Source organism: Pseudomonas sp. ChxA, from assembly GCF_030263855.1.
Taxonomy (GTDB): domain Bacteria; phylum Pseudomonadota; class Gammaproteobacteria; order Pseudomonadales; family Pseudomonadaceae; genus Aquipseudomonas; species Aquipseudomonas fluorescens_CB.
The window spans coordinates 875,146-893,029 of record NZ_JARPMK010000001.1; the positions used below are offsets into that span (position 1 = coordinate 875,146).

At 58.9% G+C, this 17,884-nt stretch carries 14 protein-coding genes; 9 read left to right on the plus strand and 5 right to left on the minus strand.

Translation table 11 applies throughout. From position 1 onward, the window contains the following. Positions 1–133 precede the first annotated feature (133 nt). Positions 134–1,654 (minus strand): acetaldehyde dehydrogenase ExaC, encoded by a 1,521-nt coding sequence (gene exaC, locus P5706_RS03860; protein ID WP_056861948.1) that lies wholly within the window; start codon positions 1,652–1,654, stop codon positions 134–136. 271 nt (positions 1,655–1,925) lie between these two features. On the opposite strand from exaC, the gene P5706_RS03865 reads away from it, so the two are divergent. From P5706_RS03865 to P5706_RS03890, 6 genes are all read left to right on the plus strand, one after another. Continuing rightward, a complete protein-coding gene (locus P5706_RS03865; protein ID WP_285678597.1) occupies positions 1,926–3,833 on the plus strand; it encodes a sigma-54-dependent Fis family transcriptional regulator in 1,908 nt (635 codons plus the stop codon). A 192-nt stretch (positions 3,834–4,025) separates the two neighbouring features. Then, positions 4,026–5,342, plus strand: coding sequence for a hypothetical protein (locus P5706_RS03870; protein WP_285678598.1), 1,317 nt, complete (start codon positions 4,026–4,028; stop codon positions 5,340–5,342). A gap of 157 nt (positions 5,343–5,499) precedes the next feature. After that, a complete protein-coding gene (locus tag P5706_RS03875) occupies positions 5,500–9,282 on the plus strand; it encodes a hypothetical protein (RefSeq protein WP_285678599.1) in 3,783 nt (1,260 codons plus the stop codon). Between the two features lie 114 nt (positions 9,283–9,396). Continuing rightward, positions 9,397–10,746 (plus strand): UDP-N-acetylmuramate:L-alanyl-gamma-D-glutamyl-meso-diaminopimelate ligase, encoded by a 1,350-nt coding sequence (mpl, locus tag P5706_RS03880; RefSeq protein WP_285678600.1) that lies wholly within the window; start codon positions 9,397–9,399, stop codon positions 10,744–10,746. Continuing rightward, positions 10,743–11,372: a flavin prenyltransferase UbiX gene (gene ubiX / locus P5706_RS03885; protein ID WP_200432104.1), complete on the plus strand. Its 630-nt coding sequence runs from the start codon at positions 10,743–10,745 to the stop codon at positions 11,370–11,372. Before mpl ends, ubiX begins: the two co-directional genes overlap by 4 nt. Next, on the plus strand, positions 11,365–11,649 hold the full coding sequence (locus P5706_RS03890) for a YceK/YidQ family lipoprotein (RefSeq protein ID WP_200432105.1): 285 nt from the start codon (positions 11,365–11,367) through the stop codon (positions 11,647–11,649). The genes ubiX and P5706_RS03890 overlap by 8 nt, the downstream gene beginning before the upstream one ends. 114 nt (positions 11,650–11,763) lie before the next feature. Here the strand turns inward: P5706_RS03890 and P5706_RS03895 are convergent, their stop codons facing one another. The 3 genes from P5706_RS03895 to P5706_RS03905 all read right to left on the minus strand — a co-directional run bounded on the left by P5706_RS03895 (position 11,764) and on the right by P5706_RS03905 (position 14,714). After that, positions 11,764–12,405 (minus strand): oxidoreductase, encoded by a 642-nt coding sequence (locus tag P5706_RS03895; RefSeq protein WP_017136040.1) that lies wholly within the window; start codon positions 12,403–12,405, stop codon positions 11,764–11,766. Positions 12,406–12,434: 29 nt separating this feature from the next. Continuing rightward, on the minus strand, positions 12,435–14,153 hold the full coding sequence (locus P5706_RS03900) for a C13 family peptidase (protein ID WP_200432106.1): 1,719 nt from the start codon (positions 14,151–14,153) through the stop codon (positions 12,435–12,437). 105 nt (positions 14,154–14,258) lie between these two features. Next, on the minus strand, positions 14,259–14,714 hold the full coding sequence (locus tag P5706_RS03905; RefSeq protein WP_071485430.1) for a MaoC family dehydratase: 456 nt from the start codon (positions 14,712–14,714) through the stop codon (positions 14,259–14,261). 164 nt (positions 14,715–14,878) lie between these two features. Between P5706_RS03905 and P5706_RS03910 the strand changes: the two genes are divergently transcribed. Genes P5706_RS03910 through P5706_RS03920 form a run of 3 tightly spaced genes read left to right on the plus strand, consistent with a single transcriptional unit; the run spans position 14,879 to position 16,560 of the window. Continuing rightward, on the plus strand, positions 14,879–15,232 hold the full coding sequence (locus P5706_RS03910; RefSeq protein ID WP_200432107.1) for a CidA/LrgA family protein: 354 nt from the start codon (positions 14,879–14,881) through the stop codon (positions 15,230–15,232). Further along, positions 15,229–15,945, plus strand: a complete 717-nt coding sequence (locus P5706_RS03915) for an LrgB family protein (protein WP_285678601.1) — start codon at positions 15,229–15,231, stop codon at positions 15,943–15,945. The genes P5706_RS03910 and P5706_RS03915 overlap by 4 nt, the downstream gene beginning before the upstream one ends. A gap of 21 nt (positions 15,946–15,966) precedes the next feature. Next, positions 15,967–16,560: an LON peptidase substrate-binding domain-containing protein gene (locus P5706_RS03920; protein ID WP_017136044.1), complete on the plus strand. Its 594-nt coding sequence runs from the start codon at positions 15,967–15,969 to the stop codon at positions 16,558–16,560. Here P5706_RS03920 and P5706_RS03925 read toward each other — a convergent pair. After that, the gene (locus tag P5706_RS03925; RefSeq protein WP_285678602.1) at positions 16,554–17,870 is read right to left on the minus strand and encodes a bifunctional DedA family/phosphatase PAP2 family protein; all 1,317 of its coding nucleotides are present in this window, start codon (positions 17,868–17,870) and stop codon (positions 16,554–16,556) included. The genes P5706_RS03920 and P5706_RS03925 overlap by 7 nt on opposite strands. Positions 17,871–17,884 lie beyond the last annotated feature (14 nt).

The window sequence follows — 17,884 nt, forward strand, 5'->3', positions numbered from 1 at the left end:
GATCAAAATGTGGGAGCTGGCTTGCCTGCGATGACGATAGGGCAGTCACCACTTTTGCTGGTTGAACCACCGCTATCGCAGGCAAGCCAGCTCCCACACTTGATTGCATTTCAAATGGTGGAGCGGGTGTTAGTTAGAAAAAGCCCAACGGATTAATGTCGTAGCTCACCAGCAGGTTCTTGGTCTGCTGGTAGTGATCCAACATCATCTTGTGGGTCTCACGGCCCACGCCGGACTTCTTGTAGCCACCAAACGCGGCATGCGCCGGGTACAGGTGGTAGCAGTTGGTCCACACACGGCCCGCCTTGATCGCGCGGCCCATGCGGTAGGCGCGGTTGATGTCACGGGTCCACACGCCGGCGCCGAGGCCGAACTCGGTGTCGTTGGCAATCGCCAGGGCTTCGGCTTCGTCCTTGAAGGTGGTGATGCTCACCACTGGGCCGAAGATTTCTTCCTGGAACACGCGCATCTCATTGGTGCCCTTGAGCAGGGTCGGCTGGATGTAATAACCACCGGCCATGTCGCCCGTCAGTTGCTCAACCTTGCCGCCGGTGAGCAGTTGCGCGCCTTCGCCCTTGGCGATTTCCAGGTAGGACAGGATCTTGTCGAACTGCTGCTCGGACGCCTGGGCGCCGACCATGGTGTCGGTGTCCAGCGGGTCGCCGCGTTTGATCTGCTCGATCTTCTTCATCACCACTTTCATGAAGTCGTCGTAGATCGACTCTTCCACCAGTGCGCGGGAAGGGCAGGTGCACACTTCGCCTTGGTTGAAGAATGCCAGCACCAGGCCTTCAGCGGCTTTTTCGATAAACGAAGGTTCGGCTTTCATGATGTCGGCAAAGAAGATGTTCGGCGACTTGCCGCCCAGCTCGACGGTCGACGGAATAATGTTCTCCGCCGCCGCATGCATGATGTGCGAGCCCACTGGCGTGGAGCCGGTGAAGGCGATCTTGGCGATACGCTTGCTGGTGGCCAGGGCTTCGCCCGCTTCTTTACCGAAACCGTGCACCACGTTCAGCACGCCCGGCGGCAGCAGGTCGCCAATCAACTCCATCAGCACGTTGATGCCCAGCGGGGTTTGCTCGGCGGGTTTAAGTACCACGCAGTTACCGGCGGCCAGGGCCGGCGCGAGTTTCCAGGCAGCCATCAGCAGCGGGAAGTTCCACGGGATGATCTGGCCGACCACGCCCAGCGGCTCGTGGAAGTGGTAGGAGGCGGTGAGTTCGTTGATCTCGGCGCTGGTGCCTTCCTGGGCGCGGATGCAACCGGCGAAATAGCGGAAGTGGTCAGCGGCCAGCGGGATGTCGGCGTTGAGGGTTTCACGCACGGCCTTGCCGTTGTCCCAGGTCTCGGTGATGGCCAGCAGTTCGAGGTTCTGTTCGATGCGGTCGGCGATTTTCAGCAGCACCAGCGAACGGTCCTGGGCCGAGGTTTTGCCCCAGGCGTCAGCGGCAGCGTGGGCGGCATCCAGTGCCTTGTCGATGTCTTTGGCAGTGGAGCGCGGGAATTCGGCGATGGGCTTACCGTTGACCGGCGAGGTGTTGGTGAAGTAGTTGCCGTCCACCGGCGCAACGAACTCGCCGCCGATGAAGTTGCCGTACTTGGCTTTGAAGGAAACGATCGAGCCTTCAGTACCGGGATGTGCGTAACGCATGGTGGTTATCTCCTGCTTTTATGTTTATTGGAGTACAGCGATATTGCGCTTGATAAAGCGTAGAGCAAAGGACGGGCCACCGCTGGGCACGCCAGGTAAATCAAGGGCTTGGGCTTTGTTGCAAGGCGTTGCTGTGACATTCGCGGTACACGTGCAGTGACAGTTTGTGCCATAAACGTTACAGCCTGTGACCAGTGGGTCGGCGCGCGATTGCAATGGGCGGATAGCTGGGGGATGCTGGCCGTTCTCACGCAGGGAGAATAATAAGAACATGCATAACGATCATTTCAGTCGCCATGCCCAGCAAGTCCTGACCGTCACCCGAGGGCAAGACCCCGGCCACGGCCCCGGCAGCGACCCGTCCATCGCCCGCTCCTGGTTGCGCTGCCTGGAGGACTATCACCTCGACCCCGCGCTGACCATGGCCCCCACCGTGCTGGAGCACGGGCGCCTGCTGGAAAGCCGCGAGCGCATGCAGCAAGTGCTGCACATTGCCGGCAGTGAGATGAACAGCCTGCATCAACAGCTTTCCGGCGCCGGGCATGCGGTGCTGCTCACCGATGCGCGCGGGGTGATCCTCAACTGCGTCACGGCGCCTGCCGAGCGCCAGGTTTTCGAGCGCGCCGGGCTGTGGCTGGGCGCCGACTGGAGCGAGGCCTGTGAAGGCACCAACGGCATTGGCACCTGCCTGGTGGAGCGCCAGTCGCTGACCATTCACCGCGATGAGCATTTTCGCGGGCGTCACACCGGCCTTACCTGCTCGGCGAGCCCGGTGTTCGATCCCCACGGTGAATTGCTGGCTGTGCTGGACGTGTCATCGGCGCGTGAGGCGGTGTCGCGCCAAAGCCAGTTCCACACTATGGCGCTGGTGAACCTGTCGGCCAAGATGATCGAAAGTTGTTACTTCCTGCGTCATTTTGAACAGCACTGGCTGCTGCGCTTTCACTTGCAGGCGGAGTCCGTGGGGTTGTTCAGCGAAGGGCTGCTGGCGTTCGATGGTGAGGGGCGCATTTGTGCGGTCAACCAGAGCGCGCTGAACCTGCTCGGGCAAGCGCGCGGCGGTTTGCTGGGGCAGCCGGTGGAGGCGTTTTTCGAGTGTACCCTCGACCAGTTGCTCAGCCGCGCCAGCGCCACTGTGATCGCCAGTTGGCCGTTGTGTACCCGCGATGGCCGCACGCTATTTGCCGCGTTGCGCGGGCAGCCACGCAGTGTGCCGCCCCCAATGGCCAAGCCAGAGGTGCCACGGTTACCTGGCATCTGCTTGGGTGATCCAGCCCTGCAAAATGATTTTCGCAAGGCGCTGAAGGTGTTCGAGCGCGATGTGCCGTTGCTGATCCGCGGCGAAACCGGTTGCGGCAAAGAGGCCTTCGCCAAGGCCGTGCACCAGGCCAGCCTGCGCAACAGCAAGCCTTTCGTCGCCCTCAATTGTGCCGCCATACCCGAGAGCCTGATTGAGAGCGAATTGTTTGGCTATCGCGGCGGCAGTTTTACTGGAGCCCTTAAAGAAGGCATGCGCGGCAAGCTGCAACAGGCCGATGGCGGAACGTTGTTTCTCGATGAGATCGGCGATATGCCCTTCGCTTTGCAAACCCGCCTTTTAAGGGTGTTGGAAGATCGCATCGTGGTGCCTATCGGTGGGGCTGCGCAGGCGGTGGACGTACGAATCATCAGTGCCACCCATCGTGATTTGATCGAGCGGGTCCGGGCCGGCAGTTTCCGCGAGGACTTGTATTACCGACTCAATGGTTTGGAGGTCGCGCTGCCGGCACTGCGTGACCGCACCGACAAGGCTCAATTGCTGGATTTCATACTGGGCCAGGAGTCTGCAGGGCAGCCTGTCATCCTGGACATGGCGGCACGAGAGGCGTTGCTCGCCTACGCCTGGCCGGGCAATGTGCGGCAATTACGCATGGTGTTGCGCACGCTGGTGGCGTTGGCTGAAAACGGGCGTGTTGTAGAGGCTGATTTACCTGTGAACGTGCGCATGCCGAGCCCTGTGCCCTGTATGCCTGCGCATACGTCGCCTCTGGAGGAGGCTGAGCGAAAAACCCTATTGGGTGCTCTTGAACAGCACCGTTGGCATATTACCCGTACCGCTGAGCAGTTGGCCGTCAGCCGTAATACGCTATACCGAAAGTTGCGCAAGTATGGTGTGGTGGCGTCTAAACATAAGGAATAGCGGGCCTGTAGGCGTATTCAGAAAACGTCGTGCCGCTTTAATAGGTAATCTCTATGGGGGTGGTAGTTATATTCAATTGATGCTGTTTCCGTGCGGCTTGGTTTTATTGGAACTAACTGAGAGGTGAGGGCCACATAGTTTTTGAGACACAGGGAGTGTGTGGTATTAACTAACTTCTTGAGGGTGCCTCTTATGCCATTTAAATTTCCCCCGCCTACGACATTCAATTTTCATTCAAAGGTGAACCCGCCAGTGGTGAAGACGCCAGTGGTGAAACCACCAGTGGCGAAGCCGCCAACACCTCAGTTTCCTGTTTTCAAAAAAGGCCCGAATGGTCTTTTTTATAACCAGCAAGGTAAGTTGGTCAACAAGCAGAATCAGTTGGTCAATGATAAGGGCCAAAGAGTCAATGATGCGGGGCAACTTATCAATAATCACGGGCACGCAGTGAATGATAAAGGAAAACTGATTAATGCCCAGAATCATACGATCAATTCGCGAGGCGCACTTGTGAATGATGATGGGCACTTAGTGGATGGCAAAGACCGTCTGATCAATCCAGCAGGGCGTTTGATCAACACTAAGGGGGAATACGTTGATCAAGATCAGAGAGTCGTCAATAAGGAGGGCTATCTGATAGATGCGCAAAAACGCCCGCTTGATAAAGATGGCAAGGTTGCAAGGGATATGACCACCGCTGTAAAAGGCAATAACGAGCCGCATGAACATTTTTTAACGCCCGTGGCCAAGAAAAAGATTTATGGTTGGCAGGGTAAAGATCCTGCGTCGGAAACTCCGAAAAAGTCGACTGTTGCCGAAGTGGCTCAGCGTATGACTGACGCCGACAAACTGATCAAGTCCGGTGTGATTCCTAAATCGCCCAGTGCCGCCCAAGTCGCACGTGACGCGGGCATTAGTGCAGGGATTACGGGGGTTGTATCGGCGCCGATCAGCGTGGCCTCCTATTCAGGCTCTGTTTATGCGGGCGAGGCAATCAAAGCCGCCTATAACCCTGCGCCATTGACGCCACCACCGCCCACTGCGCCGCCGGTTGCTGGGACGCCCGCGGGCTCACCTGCAGACCCGTCAGCAGCCTCGCCAACAGCTCCGACAACAGCTCCGACAACAGCGCCGGAAACAGTAGAAGATGTCGCTTTACAGGTGCTCTACCCCCGGGTAAATGAGGCCCAGGAAAAGGTGTTCTTACTGGCTAATTCGTCGATAGCGTTGAGATTTGGAGATACCAGACATGGCTATATTCCAGCTGCAAATTGGCCGCCCACGACCCTTGGCCGGTTGGAGGAAATGGAGCGATTGTTGGATTTTGCAGAGGAGCACACCGGCGAAATCAGTAATCAATATTTGGTGCATTTTAAAGCTTACGTCCGTCCAGAAGCGCTCCCCGAAGGGGAGGCAAGGTTCGAAGTTTTGGTCAAGACCATCGAGCTAAGAATCAAGGCGATCGATAAGACGCAAAGTGACGCAAAGGAAAAACTTGAAAAAATGTAACATGAGCAGAAACAAGAACAGTCTCAAGTCGCCGACGTCACGGTGTGACGTTAGTTTTCCTCTGGTGCCGTAAATCCCTGCGATAAACCCACTGCCACCTCTATGAGGTGGCAGTGGGTGTTGTGTCAATAAGCACATTAATAAGTTAGGGGTCAGTATGACAGTGCCCGTTGCTGGTTCGTTGCGTGATGGCGTCACGTATAGTAGTCCACTTCAATCCTCTACGAATGTGGACGCCGGCTCACCCCGCAAGCTTACAACCCCTTTACCTGTTTCGGCTGATTTCGAAGATTCTAGAATCGCCGCCGATACGCGTTTGACGCACCAGTATGCCGCGAGTCTTTTAAGGGATAGGCCCTTACGCGTTGAACCAGAGTCAACCTTGGGGCGTTGGCTTGAGGCGTTGCTGTTCGCCGCCGACTCACCGTTACTCAAACGTCTGGCACACGCTATGGGGGGCAGTCTCAAAACGCTTAAAGTTAACCCAGATAAGGGTGTAATCGAATTTGAAGGTCGTATACGATTAACTATTGATTCACCCGAATTAACCGATATACCCGGCGTTAAAGATATCGTTGCCAGCCTGTTGGACGCCGCTAAAGCGCTTGCTCATTACGACATTATTTACTTGCCATCTGATTTTCCGCGCGATGAACTTGGAGGCTTCATCGTCAGTTCAAGTGCCGTACAGCGTTTTTACGGCGAGCCCGATTTTATTTCGCAGGAACAAAAAACCGCCCGCGCGAATGAGCTCAGCAATCGTCCGATTTTCAGTGGGTATGGCGCACTACCGGACGACGAGACACGTCTGAAAAATTTGCGTATGACCGGTGAAGCCCATGTGCTGAATACCATGCTCAGTGCTTTGAAAAAGCAGGGTGAGATGCCCGATGCGACATTCGATTTGGAAACTATCGAGGTGGCGGTCGCACCGCATTCTGCATTATGGAGCGCACAGCAGAAACAACCCGTGACCCTCAGCCTTAAACAATTAATCGTCAGCTATGGCCTGCGAGTGCCGGCCACTAAGGACGAACTCGCCAACTTGGAACGCGCGTTGTCCGCCCCGCCTTTGTCCGCACCGGTTGAGGAGGATTATGGCGGGCTGTTAAGGAAAGAGGTGCCGTTGGGCGAGGCCGATCAACAAAAAGTAAGGGAGGTCGTGAACGGCTGGAAAACGCTTCAAACAGAGGTTAAAACTGACGGGCAAGGGCGTGCGCCCAGCCTTCTTGAATATCTGCAACGTGCTCTCCCTGCATCGGTAAGGGCACTGGCCGGCGGGCACTCCGGGGTTTTTCTCAAGGCGTTGATCAGCACCCCTCAGGCGCGTGCATTGGGTAATCGATTGCAGGAGGCGATTGGCGCACTGCCCACTCAAACCAGTGCCCAGGAAGTGCTGCTCGCTGCATTAGTGGCGGATGCCGATCCTAACGCTGGCCAGCGACGCAATGATTTAGCCGGTTATAACCTGCGCCAGCAAAGCAATTGGGGGCATTCGCCGGCAGAGATCAGACAACGCTTTGAAAAACACTTGGAAGCCCGGTTCGGTCCGCAGTTGGCGAAAGTAGTGGCCTATCAATTGCTGGCTATGTCAGCGCCTGAGTTTCTGGTCCAAGACCCGCCTCCTTCAATGGTTTATGGCTCCCAGCAATGGGCATCGTTCAGCACGGCTGTTATGCGCCGCGAACTAGACACGCCAGGGGCGTCGGCCGGGCAGGCGTATGCTGACATTATGCAGCGTGACGCCTTGGCGCCCATTTCGGAGGAAGGGCAGAGCCAGTTGCAGGCAGCTGCAATCAGGTCGGTGATCGATTGGGGCATTGCTAACTGCGTTATTGACGAAAGCAGTGATGATGCCTACAGCGCCGAGACCATTGATCGCGCGGCATCTGCCCTGCAACAGCAGGTCGACAGATTGGTGGAAGCCGCCAAAGCGGTGGATGTGTCAATAATGACACGCAGGGAATTGACATTGATTGAATTAATGCGAGTCTACGGCCCTGAAAAGGAAGGCTTCTTTGAGGACAAAACGCTGCTCGGCGATCTTCCGCCAAGTTCGCGCAAGCGCGGGACTTATTCGCTGTTGGATATCTATATGTCCGGCGACTTATACAAACATGATTGGACCTCTTCGAATACTGACTTTACAACGGCCACTGTCCAAGCAGGTTTCTCCAAACTGCCGCCTATAAAGGACGTGTTCGATGCGCAGTTCGATGCCTACGCCGATGGATTGAAGAGCTCTCTGGAAACGAGCTTCCAGTATCAGCTATCGCTGCTGCCGGTTGAAGATCGACTGATGATTGAGCGCGGTAAAGTCACCACCTTTTGTCTCAACTCTCCTTCGAGCCATCAAGGGCCTGTGCGCTCGGACCATCCGATGTTTGGCTATTTGCACGGTGACGCTATTCTCATCAGGGCCGAACTGAACGGAAAGACTGGCCATTATCTGTATTCGCCGTCGAAAGGGAAAATTATCAGGGATGTCGATCCTTCGGGGCCTGGGCTGCGGTTTCCGGGGAGCCGCTTGTATTTTTCCATGGAGCGCCCCGGACGTCCCGATGAGCATGAAGATACGGTGACTATCCTCTGGCAGGCACTCGGTACGCCATGGCCTAAAACAGACAAAATTGACTTCGCCGCGCTCTCCATTTATCCATCGAAATCACTGGAGATGCCAGCGAAGGAGCCGTATCCCAAGTTAGAAGCGACGGCTGCGTCGGCGCGAGTCAAAGAGTTGTCCATGGTGGTCAGTGCTTATTTCAGCCAGGGTTTGGATGCGGCCAAAAAATCGGCTTTCGGCGAAACAACTCAGGAGCGCGATATAAGAAGGGACAAAGCCAGCATGGAGTTCTTGCGCAGCTTTATCCTCTTTTACGAGACATTTAAAAGCTTCAAGAACGGCCGACCGATCGAAGGGCTCTTTTATTTATTGCTTGATGTTGTCGGGTTGGTGCTGCCTGCTCTTAAAGGTGGGGCCTTAGGTGTCAAGGCTGGCGCCAAGGGGCTTGGTGCAACCCTGGGTTTTCTAAAGGGGTTCGTGAAAGCGGGCGCAAAAGCGGCTAACCCCCTGCGAGGCCTCTATGACACCGGACGTGGGCTATTTAATCTGGCCAAGCTGAGCAAGCGCGGTTTTAAGTCCTTGTCCGGCAAGACGCCTTCCTTATTTGATAAGTTGCGCCACGCCCATAGGCGTAGCGGCAGCTTTGACATTCCTCATGCAGGAAAAAAAGATGCCATCGCCGAAGGAGTTTACCGACCCCTTGGCGCAAATACCGAAGCGGTTCCAGCTATTGCGGTGCAAAGAAACGGCAAGTGGTACGCCTATGATGCTAAAACTATGCAGCCTTACGGCGCTCCGTTGAAAGGCTTCACGCCAAGTGCCGCATCGGTTTTTATTGAGCAAGCAGTAGAACTTGCTGTTGGAGCGGTTATCAATCAGGGGACCGACTTTGGTGTTGGTCTGGCGTTTCAGCTCATCCAGCCGCAACGTCTGGCAGCGCATCGATTTCAAATCCCATACGCCTTGGCACAAGCCGAGTCGGCGCAACAAGACAGCGCCGACAGCGTTGGCAGGATTGTCGATCAAACACAGGTCGCTCGCGCGCAGACGCTCCAGCGGGAGTTTCAGCGAGCCAAAGAGGAGCTTGCGCAGCTAACAGGAGAAGAGGTGCAAGGGGGAGATATCGCGCCCGAAGACGCGGCCACCGACATTATCGCGTGCTTGGAGCAAATGGAAATTGAACTGGTATCGTTTGAAGAGCTGGTCGCCGAAAAGGCGGAAGAATTCCGCGTATTTTCCAAGCGCTACCACCCGGCCCCTACCGACCTGTTAGATAAAGATGCGATTTTTTATCGATTAAACTCCATAGAGAAGCGATTGGCCGCTGTGAAAGAAACGCTATGCGATATGACTGCGAGGCGGGACAAGGCGGTATGAGTGGCGGCGCTTGGCGAAGAAGACTGGTTAATCCTTCGCGTAGGCGCCGGCCGCATAATAGGTGCGATTTCCTACTCCCTGCGCTAACCTGCCTCGATGTTTACGAGGTCAACTATGCACATTCATATTCTGGGTATCTGCGGCACCTTCATGGGCTCGATGGCGGTTCTGGCCAAAGAGTTGGGCCATCACGTCACCGGCTCCGACGCCAACGTTTACCCACCCATGAGCACGCAGCTTCAGGCCCAGGGGATTGAGCTGACCCAAGGCTACGACCCCGCGCAATTCGACCCGGTGCCGGACCTGGTAGTGATCGGCAACGCCATGTCCCGTGGCAACCCGGCGGTCGAATATGTACTCAACAAAGGGTTGCCGTATGTGTCCGGCCCGCAGTGGCTGGCCGACCATGTGCTGCAAGGTCGCTGGGTTCTTGCTGTGGCGGGCACCCATGGCAAGACAACCACCAGCAGCATGCTGGCCTGGGTGCTTGAGCATGCCGGCATGAGCCCGGGTTTCCTGATCGGCGGTGTGCCGCAAAACTTCTCGGTGTCGGCGCGTTTGGGCGATACGCCGTTTTTTGTGATTGAGGCCGATGAATACGACAGCGCCTTCTTCGACAAGCGCTCCAAGTTCGTCCACTACCGCCCGCGCACCGCGATCCTGAACAATCTTGAGTTCGATCACGCGGACATTTTCCCTGATCTGGCCGCCATCGAGCGCCAGTTCCACCATTTGGTGCGCACCATCCCCAGCGAAGGCCTGGTCATTCACCCGACTACCGAGCAGGCCTTGCAGCGCGTTATCGACATGGGCTGCTGGACGCCGGTGCAAACCACCGGCGCGGGCGGGCAGTGGCAGGTCAAGTTGCTCAGCGAAGACGGCTCGCGCTTTGAAGTGCTGTTCGAAGGCGAGGCCCAAGGCGTCGTCGAGTGGGACATGACCGGCCAACATAACGTCGCCAATGCCTTGGTCACCCTGGCGGCCGCACGGCATGTGGGCGTGGTGCCTTCCATGGGCATCGCCGCCTTGAGCGCGTTCAAGAGCGTGAAACGCCGGATGGAAAAAGTCGCTGACGTGAACGGAATTACTATCTACGACGACTTTGCCCACCACCCAACAGCCATTGCGACCACGCTGGATGGCCTGCGCAAGCGCGTCGGTGATGCCAATATCATTGCGATTATCGAGCCGCGCTCCAATTCCATGAAGCTTGGCGCGCACCGCGATGGTCTGCCGGAAAGCGTCAACGACGCCGACCAAGTGGTCTGGTATGCACCGACTAACCTCGGCTGGGACCTGCCGGCGATTGCGGCACTGTGCACGGTGCCATCCATCGTGTGCGACTCCATTGAAGCGATCATCGAACACGTCAAACACCAAGCCAAGCCCGGCACCCATGTGGTGGTCATGAGCAACGGCGGCTTCGGCGGCCTGCACGGCAAACTGGCCGAGGCGTTGAAGTGAGCGGCCCGGAGCGCGTTACCCTGGCGATGACCGGCGCGTCTGGTGCGCCTTACGGCCTGCGCCTGCTGGACTGCCTGGTGCGCGAAGACCGCGAGGTGCACTTCCTGATCTCCAAGGCCGCGCAACTGGTACTGGCCACCGAGACGGATGTGCAACTGCCGGCCAAGGTGCAGATGATGCAAGCCTTCCTCACCGAGTACACCGGTGCGGCGGCGGGGCAGATCAAGGTTTACGGTAAAGAAGACTGGATGTCGCCGGTGGCCTCTGGCTCGGGCGCGCCGGCGGCGATGGTGGTGGTGCCGTGCTCCACCGGCACCTTGTCGGCCATCGCCACGGGCGCCTGCAACAACCTGATCGAGCGGGCCGCGGACGTTACCCTGAAGGAGCGCCGCCAGTTGATCCTGGTGCCGCGCGAGGCGCCGTATTCGAGTATTCACCTGGAGCACATGCTCAAGCTGTCGAATATGGGCGTGACCATCTTGCCGGCCTCGCCGGGTTTCTATCACCAGCCGCAAACCATCGATGACCTGGTGGACTTTGTGGTGGCGCGCATTCTCAACCTGCTGAACATTCCCCAGGACATGCTGCCGCGTTGGGGCGAACACCATTTGAGCAGTGATGAATAAGGCGCTGCTGGTGGTGTTGGCGTTGCAACTGACAGGCTGCGCCACGGCGCGCACGCTGGATGCTGCGCAACCTGGGGCGCCGGTGGTGTATGCCGGCACGCGGCTGGATTTGTATGCGATCAACGGCGGCTGTTGTGCCAAGGACCGCTTTGGCGCTGAGGCGCCGAGCTATCCGCATGTGGACCTGCCGGCCAGTGCGTTGCTCGATACCTTGTTGTTGCCGTTGTCGGTATTGACGGTGTTGGGCGTGGGGTTTAACGCAACGGGCGGGCTTTAGTGTTGCGTTGAGTGTGCCGGCCCCATCGCGGGCAAGCCCGGCTCCCACAGGGGAATGCCTTCCAAAGGTGGGAGCTGGCTTGCCTGCGATGGGGCCCGCACAGGCGCTGCTAGATCATTTGCCGAGCTTACGCAACTCATCCGACTCCACCACCCGCACGCCATCTTGCTCTTCCAGCGCCAGGCGCCACATGGCGCGGGCCAGTTCGCAGACTTCGATACCGTGGTATTTGCCCGGAATCAACCGCGACAACGGCCCGGCGATTTTTTCGGCCAGGCGCGATTCCAAGCGTTCCCCCAGCAGCAACGAAGGCCGCACGATGGTCAATTGCGGCCAGTCCTGGGCCTTCAGCGCCTGTTCCATTTCGCCCTTGACGCGGTTGTAGAAAATCGAGGATTTCGGGTCGGCGCCAATTGCGCTGATCACGATCAAGTGGCGCGCGCCCATTTCCCGTGCGCGCTTGGCGAAGGCCACGACCATGTCCAGGTCGACCGCGCGGAAGGCTTCTTCTGAGCCAGCTTTTTTAATCGTGGTGCCCAGGCAGCAGAAGGCGATATCGACCTGGCCGCTCAGTTGCGGCAGGAACACCGCCGGGTCACCCACCGGGTTTTCCAGGTGCGGATGTTCGGCCAGTGGCTTGCGGCTAGGCGCCAGTACGCGGGTCACCGTGGGTTCGTTGAGCAGGCGGTCGAGCAGGTGTTCGCCGGTCAGGCCGGAGGCGCCGGCGAGCAAGATATGCTGAGGTGTCAGGTACATGGTGTTTCCCCCTTGTTACACATTACAGCTTAGTTGCCTTTGGCTTCCTTGCTATTCATTGAGACGCTTTCGAGCGCCTTTCGTGCCTGCTGTTTACGTAACAATTGCCAATGGGCAATCACGCCTTTGGGCGCCCAGATCTGCGGTTCAGAGGCTTCGAAGTTGTCCGCCTGTTCGCGCTCGGCCACGTGCAGCTGCGCCAGTTTGAAGGCTTGTTGCAAATCGTCGGTCTGGTTGAAAGCCTGGGCGAACAGGGCGTCGCCGAAGTAGGTGAAGTCCGCTTCCTCGGAGCAGCCGAAGGACACGCGATCAGCGCGCGAAGCGGTCATGATCAGCGTGTGCTCGTCCTTCAGCGCCGGGATAAAGCCGCCGGAATAACAGGCGGAAATCACGATGATCTTGTCTCGGTCCTTCAGTGGCGCGAGTACGGCGGCCAGCTCATCGGCGGGCAGGTCGGCCAGTTCCATGCGCGGCTGATCGAGCACCAGTTCATGTTCGTGGGTGCCGTGGCTGGTCATGTAGATAAACACCAGGTCTTGCGGCCCGGTGCGTTCGGCCAGGGTTTGCACAGCGCGGCGCAGGCTTTCGCGGGTGGCCAGCGGGCGGTCGGCGATGTGGTCGCGGTGGTTGACCAGGCGAATCTGCCCGCGGGCACCGAAGCGGGTGGCGAGCATGTTGCTGACATAGTCGGCTTCGCGCAGGAATACGCTTTGTTTGCCATCGCCGGCCAATACCAGGGTGTACAGCTCGACAGCGGGCGTGGAGGGCGGCACGGCGGCGAGCGCGGCATCGAGCAAGCGGCCTTGGGCCAGTATGCCGACCTCCAGCGGGTCGGGCAGCAACTTGCCGTCGGCGTCGCGCACGCGCATGCCATTGACCCAGGTGCCGGCCTGCACACTGCCGTCGGTGAGCACCAGGGTGCCTTTGCCTTGATAGCTGTCGCTGTCGAAGCCACCGACATAGAAACTGCCGTCGGTGAGGTTCAGGCGGCCTTCGCCGCTGAAGCGCCATTCGCTGAACTGGCCCACGTAGTGGCTGCCGTCCACACCGATCAACTCGCCTTTGCCGCTGAGTGCGCCTTCCTTGAACTGGCCGATCCACACGTCGCCGTCGGCGTTTTCATAACGGCCCTTGCCGTTGAGCTGGTTCTGTTTGAACTGGCCGATATAAATATCACCGTCGGCACTGTTGAAGGTGCCGTTGCCTTCAAGCTGACCATCGACAAAACGGCCGCTGAACTGGTTGCCGCTGTCGTCGTTGCGCTGGCCTTCGCCATTCGGTTTGCCGTGCTCGAACTGGCCCTGGTACTGGCTGCCGTCGGCCAACTCCAGGCGGCCAAGGCCGGAATATTGATCGTTTTTGAATTCGCCGCGATAGGTCATCTGCCCCTCTTTGAGGGTGCCTTCGCCGTTGCGTCGCCCGTTCTTGAAGCCGCCGACGTAGCTGCTGCCCGCCGTGGTCAGGCTGCCTTGGCCGTCGAACAGGCCTTGCTGGAACTGGCCTTTGTAGACCTCGCCGTTGCTGCCATGCCATTCGCCCTGGCCGTGCCACTGGCCTTTGTCGAACTGGCCGGCGTACCAACTGCCGTTGGGGTAGTCCACGCGGCCCTGGCCTTGCAGCAAACCGTTGACCACATCACCCCGGTAACGGCCGCCGTCGGGCAGGCGCGCATCGGGCGGCAACAGCGATTCGCCGTCTCCGCAAGCGGTGAGCAACAGGGCAAGGGCAAGGGGAGCGAGTGGGCGCATAGCGGGATCCGGATAATTAAGCGCCGAGTATGCCGCAGCTGCGAGATTCATACATAAATTTACATACACTGTGGCAAGGTTTATTGCCTCGCCACAGGCCCGGCCTTACACGAAGCAGAGTGACAGCGACTCGGCGATGTATGCAGGTTTTTCCTGGCCTTCGATTTCCAGGGTGGCGGTGGCCTTAAATAGCCATTGGCCAGGTTTTTTCTCGGTCACGTCGGTGAGGGTGACGTTCAGGCGGACTTTGGAATTAACCTTGACCGGCTGAATAAAACGCACGCTGTCCAGGCCATAGTTGACGGCCATCTTCAGGCCTTCGGGCATGATCAGGATGTCTTCCATCAGCTTGGGCATCAGCGACAGCGACAGGAAGCCGTGGGCGATGGTGCTGCCGAACGGGGTCTTGGCGGCCTTGACCGGGTCGACGTGGATGAACTGATGATCGCCGGTGGCTTCTGCGAACAGGTTGATACGCGCCTGGTCGATGGTGAGCCATTCGGAACGTCCCAGTTCCTTGCCGACATAATCTTTGAGCTGCGCTACAGGTACATAGGGCATTGCGACTCTCCTTGGTTCATCGATTCTGTTTTTTATGGGTTACAGAGAACCAATGTAGATCATCATGGGCAACCCACCCGGTCAACCCACCATGCTTTTGGCGAATGCCGAAGCATACGGCGGGCGTGCTTATAATGCGTCCCAGCTTTAGAGGGGAGAAAGCGATGCTGTTACGGGGCCTGACCTGGCTGGTGCTGTTTCAACTGATCGGCACCGCGATCAACCATTTGCTGTTGCCGGTACTGCCGGGGCCGATCATCGGCTTGCTGCTGATGCTGGGCTATTTGATCTGGCGCGGAGAAGTCGGCGAGCCCCTGAGCCTGGCCGCCAGCAGCTTGTTGCGGTACTTGCCTTTGTTGCTGGTGCCGCCGGCGGTGGGTGTGATGGTCTACGCCAAAGATATTGCCGCCGATTTCTGGGCCATCGTCGGCGCTCTGGTGTTGTCGTTGGTGATCGCCATGGGCTTTGTCGGCGTGCTGATGCAGCGCATGGTCAAGCGTAAGGAGCGCGATCAATGATCGGCGATTGGCATGGCGCGTGGGCTGCGGTTATTCATCATCCGTTGTTCGGCATCGGCATCACCCTGGGCGCCTACCAACTGGTGCTGGCGGCATTCGAGAAAACCCGTTGGATCTTCCTGCAGCCGGTGCTGGTGTCGATGCTGCTGGTGATCGGTGTGTTGCTCAGCTGCGGCCTGACCTACGTCGAATACCGCAAGAGCACCGAGATCATGGGCATCCTGCTCGGCCCGGCGACGGTGGCATTGGCGGTGCCGCTGTTCTTGAACCTGCGACGGATTCGTCAATTGTTCTGGCCGATTTTTACTACGCTTGTGGTAGGCGGCGTGGTGTCCACCGGCTTGTGTGTGTTGCTGGGCTGGTGGTTCGGCGCTGAACATATGATGCTGATGACCATGGCGCCCAAGTCGGTGACGTCGCCGATTGCCATGCTGGTGGCTGAGCAGATTGGTGGCGTGGCCGCGCTGGCGGCGGTGTTTGTGCTGATCACCGGGGTGATTGGCGCGATGATCGGCCCGGCGTACCTGTCGCGCCTCGGTGTACACAGCCCCGAGGCGCGCGGCATGGCATTGGGCATGACCGCCCACGCCGTCGGCACCTCGGTGGCGTTGCAGGAAAGTGAAGAGTGCGGCGCCTTTGCGGCGTTGGCCATGAGTCTGATGGGCGTGGGCACGGCGGTTTTCCTGCCGCTGGCCGTGTCGGTGATCGTTTAAACCAGGTTTAAGGAAACCTTTATGAGTCTGGCGCTGTTCCCGCTCAATACCGTGCTGTTCCCTGGTTGCACCCTCGACTTGCAACTGTTCGAGGCGCGCTACCTGGACATGATCAGCCGCTGCATGAAAAAGGGCGAAAGCTTTGGTGTGGTGTGCATCCTCGACGGCAAGGAAGTCGGCATGGCCCCGGACGGCTACGCGCTGATCGGCTGTGAAGCGCTGATCCGCGATTTCAAGCAGCAGGACAACGGCCTGCTGGGCATTCGTGTCGAAGGCGGAAGGCGCTTTCGCGTGCGCGACGCCGGCGTGCAGAAGGACCAGTTGCTGGTGGCCGAGGTGCAATGGCTCGAAGAACTGCCCGACCAACCCTTGGAAGAAGAAGACGCCGACCTGCTGGCGTTGCTTCAGGCCCTGGCCGAGCACCCGATGGTGGCCTCGCTGGACATGGACGCGCATGCCGAGGGCCAGCAAGCCTTGGGCAATCAGCTGGCGTATCTGCTGCCGTTCACCGAGGCCGACAAGATCGACCTGCTGCAACTCGACGACCCGCAGCAACGCCTGGATGCGATCCAGATGTTGCTCGACGAGTTGCAGGGCGAACTGTTCACTCAGTAGGCGTAGCGCAGCATTGCGTGGGGGGTGCCGGTGAAGGCGATAAAGCCCAGCACCGCGACGATGGCCGGCAATAACAGCCACCAGGTTTTTTGCGGCATGGCCGGCAGCGGGGTTCGGTACTGGCTGATGGCCAGGCTGAAAGCGCACACCGTCATTGCCAGCAATGTGCCGGCGAGAATGTCCGTCGGCCAATGCGCACCCAGATACACCCGCGACAAGGCAATGAACGCGGCGGGAATACAGCCCAGCAACATCCAGGTCAGGCGCAGGCGCGTGGGTTGCCCGCGCCCGGCCAGCACCGCCAGTGCGAGGAAGAAGGCAAAGGCGCCGGAGGCGTGGCCGCTGGGCATGCTGAAACTGGTCAGTGGGTCGGTGAGAATTTCCGGGCGGCCACGGGCGAAAAACAGCTTGGTGCCGGTGTTGATCACCGCCGCCCCCGCCAACGTAGCGCCGACGAACACGGCATGCCGCCATTGCCGCGCCACCAACAGCAGGCCAGTGAAAATCGCACTGGCGATAAACATCTTCCGGAATTCACCCAATTGGGTAATCCGCACCATCACCTCGTCCAGCCACGGGCTGCGATGCTCCTGCACCAGCGCACTAAGGCCCTGGTCGAAGTGATTGAGGTGGGGATAGCCGATAAACAGGGCGATCAACAAGGTCAGGCTGGCGCAGCCGACCCACACGGTGGCGCGACGATGGCCGCGCAGGCTGCTGTTCAAGCTCAGCCCCAGCAACACCGCGATACACCCGGCCACAATCCCGGCTTCCAGCCAGAAACCTTCCGGCAGCGGCAGGCGGAAGGCGGCGCCGGTGGCCCAGCCCGGCAGCAGGTAGGCCACCGACCAACCGGCCGCGGCCACCACGCTGACGGCGGCAAACCGTGGGAACGGCATGTCGCACATGCCCGCTACCATTGGCAGCATGGGGCGCAGCGGGCCGATGAAACGCCCGACCAGCAGGCTGGCGATGCCGTACTTGTGGAAGTAGGTTTCGGCGCCGTTCATCCATTCCGGGTGGTGGCGTAAACCGGGCAGGCGCCGGATGTTCTGATGGAAGTGTCGGCCCAGGTAGTAGGAAATCCCGTCGCCGAGCAAGCCGCCGAGAAAGCCCAGCAGCAAGGTTTCGCTTAGCGACAGCGCACCGCTGCCGGCCAGCGCCGCAATGGCAAACAGCAAGACGGTGCCTGGCACGATCAGACCGGCGATGGCCAGGCACTCAACGCACGCGACGATAAATACCGCCACCGCCAGCCATTCGGGGTTCAGTGTGAGCCAGCCGGTAATGCTATCGAGCCATTGGCCCATAAAACTTCACTCCA

Coding starts and splice junctions, on each gene's coding strand:
- exaC (WP_056861948.1), bottom strand. CDS start 1,654: ATGCGTTACGCACATCCCGGTACTGAAGGCTCGATCGTTTCCTTCAAA.
- P5706_RS03925 (WP_285678602.1), bottom strand. CDS start 17,870: ATGGGCCAATGGCTCGATAGCATTACCGGCTGGCTCACACTGAACCCC.
- P5706_RS03900 (WP_200432106.1), bottom strand. CDS start 14,153: ATGCGCCCACTCGCTCCCCTTGCCCTTGCCCTGTTGCTCACCGCTTGC.
- P5706_RS03870 (WP_285678598.1), top strand. CDS start 4,026: ATGCCATTTAAATTTCCCCCGCCTACGACATTCAATTTTCATTCAAAG.
- P5706_RS03890 (WP_200432105.1), top strand. CDS start 11,365: ATGAATAAGGCGCTGCTGGTGGTGTTGGCGTTGCAACTGACAGGCTGC.
- P5706_RS03915 (WP_285678601.1), top strand. CDS start 15,229: ATGATCGGCGATTGGCATGGCGCGTGGGCTGCGGTTATTCATCATCCG.
- mpl (WP_285678600.1), top strand. CDS start 9,397: ATGCACATTCATATTCTGGGTATCTGCGGCACCTTCATGGGCTCGATG.
- P5706_RS03920 (WP_017136044.1), top strand. CDS start 15,967: ATGAGTCTGGCGCTGTTCCCGCTCAATACCGTGCTGTTCCCTGGTTGC.
- P5706_RS03905 (WP_071485430.1), bottom strand. CDS start 14,714: ATGCCCTATGTACCTGTAGCGCAGCTCAAAGATTATGTCGGCAAGGAA.
- P5706_RS03910 (WP_200432107.1), top strand. CDS start 14,879: ATGCTGTTACGGGGCCTGACCTGGCTGGTGCTGTTTCAACTGATCGGC.
- P5706_RS03865 (WP_285678597.1), top strand. CDS start 1,926: ATGCATAACGATCATTTCAGTCGCCATGCCCAGCAAGTCCTGACCGTC.
- P5706_RS03875 (WP_285678599.1), top strand. CDS start 5,500: ATGACAGTGCCCGTTGCTGGTTCGTTGCGTGATGGCGTCACGTATAGT.
- P5706_RS03895 (WP_017136040.1), bottom strand. CDS start 12,405: ATGTACCTGACACCTCAGCATATCTTGCTCGCCGGCGCCTCCGGCCTG.